The sequence below is a fragment of the Bradyrhizobium sp. HKCCYLS2038 genome (genome assembly GCF_051167655.1).
Taxonomy (GTDB): Bacteria; Pseudomonadota; Alphaproteobacteria; order Rhizobiales; family Xanthobacteraceae; genus Bradyrhizobium.
Genome location: NZ_JBNPTM010000005.1, coordinates 87,594 through 101,134, shown reverse-complemented (window position 1 = coordinate 101,134; position 13,541 = coordinate 87,594). Strand labels below are relative to the sequence as shown.

General features: G+C 64.9%; 11 protein-coding genes. 1 reads left to right on the top strand and 10 read right to left on the bottom strand.

Translation table 11 applies throughout. From position 1 onward, the window contains the following. Positions 1 to 218 precede the first annotated feature (218 nt). The gene (locus ACQR1I_RS22440; RefSeq protein WP_434868430.1) at positions 219 to 1,112 is read left to right on the top strand and encodes a LysR family transcriptional regulator; all 894 of its coding nucleotides are present in this window, start codon (positions 219 to 221) and stop codon (positions 1,110 to 1,112) included. A 268-nt stretch (positions 1,113 to 1,380) separates the two neighbouring features. On the opposite strand, the gene ACQR1I_RS22435 is transcribed toward ACQR1I_RS22440, so the two are convergent. From ACQR1I_RS22435 to ACQR1I_RS22390, 10 genes are all read right to left on the bottom strand, one after another. Next, positions 1,381 to 1,722 (bottom strand): antibiotic biosynthesis monooxygenase, encoded by a 342-nt coding sequence (locus ACQR1I_RS22435; protein WP_434868431.1) that lies wholly within the window; start codon positions 1,720 to 1,722, stop codon positions 1,381 to 1,383. 71 nt (positions 1,723 to 1,793) lie between these two features. Then, on the bottom strand, positions 1,794 to 1,955 hold the full coding sequence (locus ACQR1I_RS22430) for a hypothetical protein (protein ID WP_434888842.1): 162 nt from the start codon (positions 1,953 to 1,955) through the stop codon (positions 1,794 to 1,796). 716 nt (positions 1,956 to 2,671) lie between these two features. Continuing rightward, positions 2,672 to 4,996: an ATP-binding protein gene (locus tag ACQR1I_RS22425; RefSeq protein WP_434871098.1), complete on the bottom strand. Its 2,325-nt coding sequence runs from the start codon at positions 4,994 to 4,996 to the stop codon at positions 2,672 to 2,674. Between the two features lie 207 nt (positions 4,997 to 5,203). Then, positions 5,204 to 6,592: a cation diffusion facilitator family transporter gene (locus ACQR1I_RS22420; RefSeq protein ID WP_434871097.1), complete on the bottom strand. Its 1,389-nt coding sequence runs from the start codon at positions 6,590 to 6,592 to the stop codon at positions 5,204 to 5,206. A 108-nt stretch (positions 6,593 to 6,700) separates the two neighbouring features. Next, positions 6,701 to 7,669 (bottom strand): zinc-binding dehydrogenase, encoded by a 969-nt coding sequence (locus tag ACQR1I_RS22415; RefSeq protein WP_434871096.1) that lies wholly within the window; start codon positions 7,667 to 7,669, stop codon positions 6,701 to 6,703. Between the two features lie 138 nt (positions 7,670 to 7,807). Beyond that, positions 7,808 to 8,227 (bottom strand): CBS domain-containing protein, encoded by a 420-nt coding sequence (locus ACQR1I_RS22410; protein WP_434871095.1) that lies wholly within the window; start codon positions 8,225 to 8,227, stop codon positions 7,808 to 7,810. 225 nt (positions 8,228 to 8,452) lie between these two features. After that, positions 8,453 to 9,769: an oxalate/formate MFS antiporter gene (oxlT, locus tag ACQR1I_RS22405; RefSeq protein WP_434871094.1), complete on the bottom strand. Its 1,317-nt coding sequence runs from the start codon at positions 9,767 to 9,769 to the stop codon at positions 8,453 to 8,455. A 243-nt stretch (positions 9,770 to 10,012) separates the two neighbouring features. Next, on the bottom strand, positions 10,013 to 11,299 hold the full coding sequence (gene oxlT / locus ACQR1I_RS22400; RefSeq protein ID WP_434871093.1) for an oxalate/formate MFS antiporter: 1,287 nt from the start codon (positions 11,297 to 11,299) through the stop codon (positions 10,013 to 10,015). 206 nt (positions 11,300 to 11,505) lie between these two features. Further along, entirely contained in the window at positions 11,506 to 12,999 is a 1,494-nt protein-coding gene (locus ACQR1I_RS22395) for a tripartite tricarboxylate transporter permease (RefSeq protein WP_434871092.1), read from the bottom strand. 42 nt (positions 13,000 to 13,041) lie between these two features. Next, complete coding sequence (locus tag ACQR1I_RS22390; RefSeq protein WP_434871091.1) at positions 13,042 to 13,536, bottom strand: tripartite tricarboxylate transporter TctB family protein; 495 nt, start codon at positions 13,534 to 13,536, stop codon at positions 13,042 to 13,044. Positions 13,537 to 13,541: the final 5 nt, after the last annotated feature.

Genomic DNA, 13,541 nt, shown 5'->3' with positions numbered 1-13,541 from the left:
GGAAATGCTCCAGATATCAATAAAGCAGTCCCGTGCTGCGATAGCGAAACGCAATCGTGAGGTAGCTACAAGTTGACGAAAAACGGACCTTCTCGCGACCGTCATGCGGCGTGTTTTACCCGTGTCCGGCACCCCCTCGTCGTGATAGGGTTTCAGCCTGCCCGGAGGCTCCCAAAACGTGCGGAACCGGGCCACTCAACCGCTGGAAGGCCGACCCCTTGATCGACAAGCTCGAACTGCTGCTGGCGCTGGCCAAGGAGCGTCATTTCGGCCGCGCGGCCGAAGCCTGCGGCGTCACCCAGCCGACGATGTCGACCAGCATCAAGCAGCTCGAGGAGATCCTCGGCGTCATGCTGGTGCAGCGGGGATCGCGGTTCCAGGGGTTCACGCCGGAGGGCGAGCGCACCCTGGACTGGGCGCGCCGGATCGTCGGCGATTTCCGGGCGATGCGCCAGGAGATCAATGGCCTCAAGGACAAGCTGTCGGGCGAGATCCGGATCGCGGCAGTGCCGACCGTGCTCGGCATGGTTGCGTCGCTGACGACCCCGTTCCGCGCCCGGCACCCGGAGGTGCGGTTCCGCATCATGTCGTGCACTTCCGCGGACGTGCTCGGCCTTCTTGAGAACCTCGAGGTCGATGCCGGCCTGACCTACATCGAGAACGAGCCGATCGGCCGCGTCCGCACCATCCCGCTGTACAACGAGAGCTACCGGCTGCTGACCGCGCCGGACGGGATGTTCGGCGATCGCGAGCAGGTGACCTGGCAGGAGGTCGGGCAGGTGCCGCTGTGCCTGCTGACGCCGGACATGCAGAACCGCCGCATCATCGACCGCGCGCTGAAGGCCGCCGGCAACGAGGTGACGCCGACGCTGACGTCCAATTCGCTGCTCGTGCTCTACACCCACGTCAAGACCGGCCGCTGGGCCAGCGTGATGCCGGCCAAGCTCGCCGAGACGCTCGGCCTCGCCGACAAGGTCCGCTCGATCCCGATCGTCGACCCCGTCATCAACTACCAGATCGGCCTCGTCATCCCCCAGCGCGACCCGATGACCCCGCTGATCGCGGCGCTGGTGCAGGTCGCGCGCGAGGTCGCGCCGAGCCTGCAGGCGTGAGGCGCGGCGGGCGTCGACGCGTTTCAAGCCAGATGTTCGCGGCTATCGATTAGCAGCTCAGCAAGCGGCCCCTGGATTGCTTCGCTGCGCTCGCAATGAAGGTGCCAAACGGTTCCGTCCGTACCTGGGCTCGCACGATAGGTAGTAACAGAGCACGGCTCTCTCCACGCGTCATTGCGAGCGCAGCGAAGCAATCCAGGGCCGCGGGGACGGTCGATGCCGTCGCAGCAGGTCTGGCCTCACCGGGGTCATCGGCCGGCCATGGCCCTCATGCGGTCGCCGAATCCTGGGCTTGCGCATGGCGCGCGATCCGCAGCTCGTAGTGCGCGGCTTGGTCGTCATAGCGGCTGAGCAACAATTGTGCCGCCGCTGGCACCACGGCCGTCTCGTGCTGCGGACCTGCGAAGCGCACAACCGCCGCCTGATCGGTGAACGTCATGATCGTCATGAACTCGATCTCGGTCCCGACCGGTCTGCGCAGCAGCTCGATGCCGAGAAATCCGTCGATCTTCCGACCCATGATGCCTGGAAAGATCGTCGACCGCAGCAGTTGTTCGTAGGCGTCTGCATTCTCCGGCCTGGTCCAGCCGCGCCAAAGTCGCTTCAGCATCCGTCTCTCCTCGGTGCGATCATGGCGATGGTCATCGCACGGCAGCCGCCGCTCACACTTGGTGAAAATTGCTACAGCCAATCTGCGCGCATGCGATCATGGCCGGCGGCGATTTTCTTCACTGTGATTGATTTGCCCGACGAGCAGAGACGCGCCTGTTCAGTGGCGTGAAGCGCGATCACGCCTGTTGAAGGAAGCATGCGCGCCGCGCCCGATTTCGTCAGTCTTTTCAACGCGCGACACGCTGTCCAGATGCGCGGTGAAAAATATTCCTATTTTCAGAAATCAATTCCTGTGTCTTCCTGTGCGCATCCCGCCTCATGCAGAGGGGCGTTGCGCGCGATCGTCACGACACGCGAGGCGGGGAGGCGATGGCCGCGATGAGCCGCAGCGTGTCCTGAAGAGGATGCGCGGACGAACGGTTCGGCGCGGACGTGAAGTCGCAGCGTGCTGGCACCCCGACGCTGGTGTCCCGCGCAATGTGCGAAAGCGCGTTGTCGCGAATGGTGGCCAACAAGCCCGGCGCACCAGGCAGACTGCGTATAAGCGTTAAGACCGTCGCGCAGGGAAGGCCGGGTTTGTCCGGCTGCACCTGTGGTACCTGCCGCCTGCATTTTTTTCGCAGGCGGGCCGCAGGCGTCAGCCGACGCCTGGCCTTCCCTGCGCCCTTTGCATCGTCGAGGGGCGGACTGATCGCATCACTCGGGCATCCATGTGCCGCGAGCATGCGGGGGCATGTCCAGTTCTGTCGGACGCGCCGAGGTCCGTGGTTGTTTGAGATGTTGATCCGATCCTCAGGTGTCGTCCCGGGCTTGACCCGGGACCCATACGCCGCGGCGGAGATGAGGCGCGGGATGGTCGACGAGCGTGCCTCGCACGACGGCCTGGGGTTATGGGTCCGGGGTCAAGCCCCGGACGGCAGCGGTGGTTGTTGATGCAGCCGGGCCACCTACGCCGCGACGGAGATGTTCGCCGTGGCCTTGTACGCGTCGCGGGGCAGGGTGACGCGGACGACGGTGCCGAGCTCGATCCGCGAGCGCAGCCGCATCGAGCCGCCGTGCAGCTGGGTCAGCGAGCGGGCGATCGCGAGGCCGAGGCCGGAGCCGTGATAGGTCTTGGTCATCTGGCTCTCGACCTGCTCGAACGGGCGGCCGAGCCGGGCCAGCGATTGCGCGGGGATGCCGATGCCGGTGTCGGCGATGATCAGCACCACCTTGTCCTCGAACACCCGGCTGCGCATCGTGACGCGGCCGCCTTCGGGGGTGAACTTCACCGCGTTCGACAGCAGGTTGACCATGATCTGCTTGGTGGCGCGGCGGTCGGCGATGACCGGGATGCTGCCCTCGATGTCGGCGTCGAGCACCAGGCTCTTGTCCTGGGCGCGGCCGGACACCACGCGGAGCGATTCCGCCAGCGTCTTGGCGAGGTCGAGCGGCTCCATGTCGAGCTTCATGCGGCCGGCCTCGATCTTGGACATGTCGAGAATGTCGTTGATCACCTCGAGCAGGTACTGACCGGAGGTCAGGATGTCGTGGCAGTATTCCTGGTACTTCTCCGAGCCGAGCGAGCCGAACATGCCGCTGCCCATGATCTCCGAGAAGCCAATGATGGCGTTGAGCGGCGTGCGCAGCTCGTGGCTCATATTGGCGAGGAATTTCGACTTGGTCTGGTTGGCTTCCTCGGCCCGGGTCTTTTCCTGCGAGTACTTCTCGGCGAGGTCGGCGAGCTCGATCGCCTGCCGCTCCAGCGCGGTCTGCGAGCGCTGCAGGTCGATGACGGTGGCGCGCAGCCGCAGATCATTGTCGACGAGCTTCTGCTCGTGCTCCTTGATCCGGGTGATGTCGGTGCCGACCGAGACGTAGCCGCCGTCCTTGGTGCGGCGCTCCGAGATGTGCAGCCAGCTGCCGTCGTCGAGCTGCGCCTCGAAGGTGCGGCCGCCCTGCGCGTGCTGGCTGTTGTCGTGCAGCCGGGTGCGGATCTCCGGCATCTTGCCGACCTCGATGACGGTCTCGTAGGAGGTGCCGGGGATGACGGCGGATTCCGGCAGCTTGTGCAGCTTCTGGAAGTGCGAGTTGCACAACACCAGGCGGTTGTTGGCGTCCCACAGCACGAACGCCTCGGAGATCGTCTCGATGGCGTCGCGCAGCCGCAGATCGGCTTCGACGGTCTTTTCCGCCAGGCTCTTCTGCTCGGTGATGTCGACGGCGATGCCGATCAGGTGCATGCCGGAGGCGGTGGTGCCCTGGCTGAGCTCACAGCGCACCCGCAGCCAGATCCAGTGACCCTCGGTGTGGCGCATGCGGAAGCTCTGGTCGATCTGGCGGATGTCGCCGGCGACGAGCTGGTCGGCGATCGCGAACAGGTCGATGTCGTCGGAGTTCACCAGCGCATTGACCTCGCCGAAGGTGAGCAGGTCGCTGCGGTTGTCGAGGCCGAGCATCTCGAACATCGAGTTCGACCAGAAGATCCGGCCGCGCGACAGGTCCCAGTCCCACAGGCCGCAGCGGCCGCGGTTCAGCGCCGTGTCGATGCGGCCGCGGACGGCGTCGTTGATCAGGTCGCCCTCGCGGGCGCGGGTCGACTGCCAGTGGAAGGCGAAGCCGAGAATGAGCACGACGAAGCCTGTGGTGGCCGACAGCGTGACAGACAGCGCCGCGTCCGAGCCCCAGATCGGCTCGAGCTTCTCCTGGATCACGACGACGCGGCCGGGCAGCGCCTTGATCAGCTGCGAGACGGCGAAGGCCGGGCGGCCGTTCGGCAGCGTGATCTCGGTGACCGCGCCCTGCAGGCCCGGCGTGGCGAGCAGCTGCGCGGTCGAGATCAGGTCGAGGATGCGGTCGTTCTCGCCGAGCGCGGCATCGACCGGGACGCGGGCCAGGATGCGATGGTCGGCGCCGGTGACGATGACGTGGCGCCCGGGCGAGGCGCCCCAGCTCGGGATCAGGTCGGGCAGCAGGCCCTGCAGGTGCTCGATGGTGGCGACCCGGTCCGGGCGCATTGCCAGGTGGGCGATGCGGTCGGCCAGCAGGTCGGAGATGGCCGCGAGGTCGCGCTTGGTCGCGCCGCGCTTCTGCCGGCTCTGGTCGAGCACCTGGACGAAGGCGCCGAGACAGATCGTGACGAGAAAGGCAATGATCAAAGTAGGGACAGCACGACGCAATACCGGCTCAGCAGTCAGCAGCCTTTGATAGGCCGGTTTCGCGATCGATTGCGCCAACCCTTTGATCGAATCAGAAGATTGGACGCACGCGTTCGCGGCATGCGCACGCGCCATGCTGTAGACCCCCGAAACTTCCTGGATACCCGAATTTCGAAAGAGCCCCAGCCACTTCCGAATCAAGTCAATTTGAATCCAGATTTGTCGGGCTGTCGAGAGTCAACGATTTGGCAAAAGCTAATAAATCTTATCCAATGCGGATTTGCCATGGCGAAAAGCCGGCAACAGGAGTCCGAAGCGAGAACACCACGTGACATCACGGGCTCAGCCGTGCGGCGGCTCGGCATGACTGATGACGCGCTTGACCGTCGGGAAGGCGCGCCGCACTCCGCGTTCGATATGGTCGACGTTGTCGTGCACCTTGAGCACGCTCATCGACGGCGCGGCGCGGCAGTGGAAGTTGACGATCTCGCCGGCCTCGGTGTTGCGGACGCGGATGTTGTGCACGTCATACATGTCGGTCTCGGCGGCGAAGCGCTGCAGCGCCGCCGCGATCTCCTCGACGCGCTGCGCCGGTGCGTCGATGCCGAACGGCAATTCCGGCTCGAGCGGCTCGATATGCGTGTCGACCTCGACGTCGGCGCCGAACTCCTCGCGGATCGAGCGCTCCAGCTCGTGCGCGATCGCGTGCGCGGAGACCAGGGTCATGTCGCCGTCGACCTCGAGATCGATCGCGACGATCAGCCGGCCGCCGATGTCATGCACGGTGACATGGTGGATGGCGAGGCCGGAGTTGCGCGCGATCACCATGATCCGCTCGCGCACGCTCTCGTTGCTCAAGGCGACCGGCACCGTGGTGAAGGTGACGTCGGCGCCCGACAGCGTCTTGTCGACGGAGGCCTGCGCCTGGCGCTTGATCTCGTCGACGCGGTCGATCGGGTAGGTGCGCGGCACTTGCACCGTGGCATCGACGAAGTGCGTCGCGCCGACGAGCCGCACGCGCAGACGCTCGACGTCGACGACGCCGGCAACCGAACGGATCGCGGCATCCGCCTTCTCGGCCGCGCCGTCCGGCGCGCGGTCGAGCAGGGTTTCCACGGTCGAGCGCGCCAGCCTGAGACCCAGCACGGAGATCATCACGGCAACCGCGACGGCCGCGGCGGAGTCGCCCCACCAGAAGCCGAACCCGGTGAGGACGAGGCCGGCGATGACCGCGACCGAGCCGAGCACGTCGGAGGCGAAATGCAGCGCATCAGCGGCGAGCGCCTGGCTGTGGGTCTCGTGCGCCGCCCGGTGCAGCGCGCGGGCGCGCCAGAAATTGACCGCGATGTCGATCAGCAGCACGACGAACGGAATGGCCGACAGCGACGGCGGCGGCGCCGCCTCGCGCAGCCGGCTGACGGACTCGACCAGCACGCCGCCGGCCAGCACGTAGAGCAGGGCGATGACGACGAGCGCCGACAGGCTCTCGAGCTTGCCATGGCCGTAATGATGCTCGTCGTCGGCTGGCCGGTCCGATACCCGAACGACCATCCAGGTGATGATGGTGGCGACGACGTCGACGGCGCTGTGCAGCGCTTCGGAGACCAGAGCGAGACTGCCGATCAGGACGCCGACGATGAACTTCGCCGCGGCCATGCTCGCGCTCGCCGCGATCGAGATCGCAGCGACGCGGGCCTTTCCGGAATCGACATGAGAGACGGCGTCCTTCATGGCCGCGGATTTAGCAGCCGATGCCGCGCCGTGAAAGCCGGCATCGCGCGGCAACCTCGTCTTTGCCGCGCACTGTTTCGATTGCGTCTAAATGTCAGAACAATGGGCTCACAAGGTCACCACGATCTTGCCGAGATGCTTGTTGGCTTCCATGTGGGCGAACGCCGCGCCGATGTCGTCGAAGGCGAAGACGCGGTCGATCGGCAGCCGCAGCGTCCGGGATTCCACGGAGCTCCAGATGTCCTGCTTCACCTCGGCGAAGATCGCGCGGATCTCCTCGATCGAGCGGGTCCGGAAGGTGACGCCGACATAGGTAATACGGCGCGCCGCATGCAGGTCGAAATTGAAGTCGGCATGGGTGCCGCCGAGCCGGCCGACATTGACGATGCGGCCGAGCACCCTGGTCGCGGCGAGGTTCTGGTTGGCGACTGTGCCGGAGATCTGGTCGACGATCAGGTCAACGCCGTCGCCGCCGGTGGCTTCGCGCACCTGGTCGACCCAGGACGGGTCACTCGAATCGATTGCGAGATCGGCGCCGAACTCCTTCAGGCGCGCACGACGCGCCGGGTCGGTCGAGGAGCCGATCACGAGCGAAGCGCCCTTGAGCTTGGCGACCTGCATCGCCATCAGTCCGACGCCGGAGCTCGCGCCCTGGATCAGCACCCGCTGGCCGGGTTGCAGCGCGCCGTTGGTGACGACCGCATTGTGCATCGTCGTGAGCGCGATCGGCAGCGTCGCCGCCTCATCGAAGTTCATGTTGGAGGGGGCGTGGAACAGCCGGCCGTGATCGGCGAGGGTGTATTCGGCGAACGCCGCGCCGCCCGAGCCCATCACCTTGTCGCCGACCTTCAGGCCTGTCGCGTCCGGCCCGAGTTCGGCAACCTCGCCGGCCCACTCCATGCCGAGCACGGTGCCGACGCCGCCGGCGGCGCCGTGGGCATGGCCCTTGGTCATGCCGAGATCGGCGCGGTTAAGGCCGCAGGCGCGCACGCGGATCAGAACCTGCGTGCCCTTCGGCGTCGGCTTGGCGACATCGGTGATCGCGGCGCCCTGGGCGCCATAAACATAGGCTTTCATCGCAGGTCATCCTGTCGGGACAAGCGAGGCGACGGCCCGGTGCCGTCGCTCTCGATTGCGGACCGCCTAGCAGGCGCTCCGTCGCTCCGACAAGTCTTGATCCGCGATGGAACCGATCGCGAGCCGGAGCTCTGCCGATCAGGCGGCGGCGGAGGCTTCCGCCTCGTCGAAGGCCGTCGACACGTCGCGCATGCTGATGACGCCGGCGAGCGCGAAGTCGACGATGACGGGCAGGTGGCGGATGTGGTGCACGTTCATCAGGTGGCGGACGTGCTCGAGCGTGTCCTCGGTGCTGCAGGAGATCAGCCGCTGCGGCGAGATCAACTGCGAGACCTTCATGTTGACGCCGGCGGCGCCGTGCTCGGCGATGGCCCGCACGACGTCACGCTCGGTGAACATGCCGGCGGCGGTATTGCCCTCGGTACGCACGACGTCCTTGACGACGAGGGCGCTGACATTGCTCGCGCGCATCAGCTGCGCCGCGACGCCGACGGTCTCGTTCATACGCACCGTGATCACGCGCGCCGTCTTGTTGCGCAGGATGTCTCCGACTTTCATGGCACCCTCCCGTTGGTTGTTTTGAACGAGAGGAAGTCTGGTATACGTTATGCCAGATGTCAATGCGGATCTTGCGGTTTCCGAGGCAAATCTCGGCTAAACAAGGTCAGTAGTGCTGTCAGAGCTGTGTTGCCTCTGGCATCTGGCATTCAATCTACTCGAACAGAAAAAAAGAGGCGCACCGGGGGGATGCGCCTCCTGCAGTCGCGGGAAGAAGTGGATGGCTCACGCCGTGCGGATGTCCTGCGCGGCCGGCTCGGTGACGGCGGCCTCCTTGCCGAGAATGAAGGCGCGGCGCAGCGGCTTGATCACGAACAGCGCCAGCAGCGCGGCGGTTGCGTTGAGGCCGACGCCGATGACGAACACCGCCTGCCAGCCATATTTGGCCGAGACGAGGCTCGCGAGCGGGACGAGCAGCGATGCGGTGCCCTTCGCTGTGTAGAGCATGCCGTTGTTGGTCGTGGCGTATTTGCTGCCGAAGGTGTCGCCCGAGGTGGCCGGGAACAGGCTGTAGATCTCGCCGAACACGCCGAAATACACCGCGGTCGCGAGCACGAACACGATCGGGTTGTGGCCGTAGTTCGACAGCGTCAGCAGCATCAGCGCAGCGGTGCCGAAGGCGATGAACATGGTGTGCTCACGGCCGATGGTGTCCGAGATCCAGCCGAACAGCGGCCGGCCGAAGCCGTCGAAGATGCGGTCGAGCGAGATCGCGAAGGTCAGCGCCGCCATCTGGAACCCGGCGAGCGTCACCGGCTCGTTGGCGATTCCGAAATCCTTGGCGATCGGCGCGATCTGGGCCGCGGTCATCAGGCCACCGGAGGCAACCATGACGAACGTCAGATACATGATCCAGAAGATCGGGGCGCGCAGCACCTGCGGCGGGGTGTAGTCGATCTTGGTCTGCGGCAGGTTGAGCTGCTTCTTGCGCGCCGGCACAGCCTTGGTCGGCGGCCGCAGGAAGATCGCGAGAACGCACACGATCAGGCCCTGGCCGATGCCGAAGGTCAGGAAGGCGCTCTGATAACCGCTCGAGGCGATCATGCTGGCGATCGGCACCACGGTGAGCGCTGCGCCTGCGCCGAAGCCGGCGGCGGTGGCGCCGGCGGCGAGACCGCGACGGTCAGGAAACCATTTCAGCGCATTGCCGACGCAGGTGCCGTAGACCGCGCCCGCGCCGATGCCGCCGACCACGGCGCCGGCGTAGAGCAGGGTGAGCGAGTCGGCGTAGGAGTTGATCACCCAGGCCAGCGCGATCATCGCGCCGCCGAACATGATCACGATGCGCGGACCGTATTTGTCGACGAACCAGGCCTCGACCGGCACCAGCCAGGTCTCGGTCACGACGAAGATCGTGAAGGCCAGCTGGATGGCGGTGCGGCCCCAATGGAATTTGGCGTCGATCGGATCGACGAACAGCGTCCAGCCATATTGCAGGTTCGCGATCATCGCCATGCAGACGATGCCCATTGCGAGCTGGACCCACCGGAAGCCGCTGGATTGCGGCAAGTCGGTCGGCGATGCCTCTGTGCTGGAAACCATGAATCCTCCCAAACGCGTTCTCTTGGAGGGGCCGCTGTGATCCGCGCCCTCCCCACCTGCGATGAGGCATTCTGGTATAATATATTCCAGCCCGCAATATGGCCTGCGACACAGGGTGCGACATGTTGCTGTGCAGCGAGATGGTCGCGGGTGGCCAAGCAAAAGAAAACGCTCGGCAAAATGCCGAGCGTTCGAGATTTCGGGTCGATTGACTTTATTTTTATTGCGCTGCGAAGAGTGGCTTCACAGCATCGATTTCTGCACCACCGTCTTGCGCCAGGGCTTCAGCACCGCAATCGCCAGGATCGAGGCCAGGATGTTGGCGCCGGCCGCGATGATGAAGACCTGGTCCCAATTGCCGCTCGACTGCTGCATGTAGTTGGCGATCGGCACCAGGAGCGCCGCCGTTCCCTTCGCGGTGTAGAGCAGGCCGGCATTGGTGGTCGCGAACTTCGTGCCGAACGTGTCGGTGCAGGTCGAGGGGAAGAGCGAGTAGATCTCACCCCAGGCGAAGAACACGAAGCCGGACAGGATCACGAACCACACCGGATCGTGGCCGAGCATGTACAGCGCCCAGATGCCGATGCCTTCCATGCCGAAGGCGATGAACATCGTGTTCTCGCGGCCGATGTTGTCGGAGATCCAGCCGAAGAACGGACGCGTCAGGCCGTTCAGCACGCGGTCGATGGTCGCCGCGAAGGTCACCGCCGTCATGGTCATGCCGATCAGCGTCACCGGCACGGCGTCGACCTTCCAGTCACCGGCGATCGGCTTGAGGTTGGCGGTCACCATCAGGCCGCCGGCGCCGACGATCACGAACATGAAGTACATCAGCCAGAAGATCGGCTGACGGATCACCTCGGTCGGGTTGTAGTTGCGGCGGCTCTGCACGAGATTGGCGTTCTGCGTGACCACGGGTACCTGGCCTTCCTTCGGGGCGAACAGGAAGAAGGCGAGGATTACGATGATGATGCCCTGACCGAGACCGAAATACAGGAAGGTGGTCTGGAAGCCGGAGTCGCGGATCATGGCCTGGATGGGGGCTACGGTCAGCGCCGAGCCGGCGCCGAAGCCGGCCGCGGTGATGCCGGCCGCGAGGCCGCGCTTGTCGGGAAACCACTTCAGCGCGTTGCCGACGCAGGTGCCGTAGACGCCGCCGGCGCCGATGCCAGCGATGATCATGCCGAGATAGTAGCCGTTGAGCGAGGTGGCGTAAGCGTTGATCATCCAGCCGATCGCGCAGAGGACGCCGCCAACGAGGACGACGATGCGCGGGCCGTATTTGTCGACGAACCAGCCCTCGACCGGCACCAGCCAAGTCTCGAACAGAACGAACAGGGTGAAGGCCCACTGGATCGAGGCACGGTCCCACCCGAAGGTCTTGGCGATGTCGGGGACGAAGAAGGTCCAGCCATATTGGTAGTTGGCGATCATCACCATCGCCAGAACGCCAACCGCCAGCTGCGTCCACCGATAGGCGTCACTTACTCTTGCAGATGCGGGCGCCCCCGCGTGAGCCAAGTCCGTCATGTTTCCTCCAGGCTGTCTATTTTTAGCTAACAGCTATGCGGAGTTTGGTATATGATATGCCAATAGACAAGAGGATTCATCGGCCGCTGCCTGATCCTCACAGCCTGCGATCGGCGAAAAAGCGCGAATTAGCAAGGCAAATCGCTGCAGCGACAATACGACGCAGCAGTGCCGATCTCGAGATTGATTGTCCAGCTAAACCAAAGTCAGGCTTCCCGCAGTCGGGCATAGCCCTCCTGGAGCGCCGACCAGAACAGAGCGATCAAGCCGAGCACCATGATGGTGCCGACCAGCCCGTTCGAGAAGAACACCCCGAGGGATCCCTGGGATCCCAGCAGCGACTGCCGAAACGCTTCTTCGGCCTTGTCGCCAAGAACAATGGCGAGCACCAGCGGCGCGAGCGGATAGCCGCACTTCTTGAACAGATAGCCGAGCACGCCGAACACCAGCATCAGCACGACGTCGAACGTGCTGCTATGCACCGAATAGGCGCCGATCGCGCAGAGCACCAGGATAAGTGGTGCAATGATGCTGAACGGAATGCGCAGGATGGCGGCGAACACCGGGACGCAGGTCAGAACGACCAGGAGCCCGGCGAGATTGCCGAGATACATCGAGGCGATCAGCCCCCATACGAATTCCTTCTGCTCGACGAACAGCATCGGCCCTGGTTGCAGGCCCCAGATCAACAGACCGCCCAGCAGCACCGCCGCGGTCGGCGAGCCGGGCACGCCGAGCGACAGCATCGGCAACAGTGCCGCGGTGCCTGCGGCGTGCGCCGCCGTCTCCGGCGCGACGACGCCCTCGATCTCGCCCCGGCCGAAATTCTTGCCGCGCTTGGAGAGGCGCTTGGCGATGCCATAGCTCATGAACGACGCGGGTGTGGCGCCGGCTGGCGTGATGCCCATCCAGCAGCCGATCAGGCAGGAGCGCAACGAGGTCAGCCAATGCGCCGGCATCTCCTTCCAGGTGTGCAGCACCACCCGCAGATTGATCCGCGCGTCGCCGCCGCGGAAGCTCAAGCCTTCTTCCATCGTGAGCAGGATCTCGCCGATGCCGAACAGACCGATGACGGCGATCAGGAAGTCGAAGCCGTTGAGCAGCTCGGTAATCCCGAAGGTGAGCCGGAGCTGGCCGGTGATGGAGTCGAGTCCGACCGCCGCGAGTGCGAAGCCGATCATCATCGCCGCGACGGTCTTGAAGGGCGGCTCCTTGCTCAGGCCGACGAAGCTGCAGAAGGCGAGGAAGTAGACGGCGAATTTCTCGGCTGGTCCGAACCGCAGCGCGAAGCTTGCGACCAGCGGCGCAACCAGCGTGATCATCATGACAGCGAACAGCGCGCCGACGAAGGACGACGTAAACGCGGCCGTGAGCGCTTCGCCGGCCTTGCCCTGCTGCGCCATCGGATAGCCGTCGAAGGTGGTCGCGACCGACCAGGGTTCGCCGGGGATGTTGAACAGGATCGATGTGATGGCGCCGCCGAACAATGCGCCCCAATAGATGCAGGACAGCATGATGATGGCGGAGGTCGGCGGCATGCTGAAGGTCAGCGGCAGCAGGATCGCAACGCCGTTGGCGCCGCCGAGGCCAGGCAGGACACCGATGACCACGCCCAGCACGATGCCGAGGATCATCACCATGATGTTGAAGGGTTGGAGGGCGACGGCGAAGCCGTGAAACAGATTGGCGAACTCTTCCATGCCAGCTTGGTCCTGCAACCCTCAGCGAATGAGTTTTCTTGTTTAAAGTCCGAGCCATTCCTCGACCGGTCCCTTGGGCAAGGGGACCATGAACCAGCGCTCGAAGATCAGGTAGGTGACGATCGGCATTCCGATTGCGACCGCCGCAACCGTGAGCCAGCGATATTTGCCGAGCCATCGCATGAACCAGCCGATGAAGATCATCGATGCGAGATAGAGACCGGTGAAGGGCAGGGCACCGACATAGATCGCCGTCGGCACCACCACGCTCAGGACCTGGCGCAGCTGTCCCCATTCGGCGAAGACGCCGCCGTCATCTTCGCGCAGCGTGTTGCGGACATTCATCGCGCTCGACGCGACGATGAACAGGCCGACGTAGAAGGGGAAGAAGCCGGCGCGCGGTCCCTCCGCGCCCCAGTTGATGCCTGCCTTGATACTCCCGAAGATCACGATGACCCCGAAGAGCGCGATGGCAAGCGTGACGCCGAGTTCGACCGCCTTGTGGCTGGGGCCGGTGGATCCGCCCTGACTGCTCATGCGAG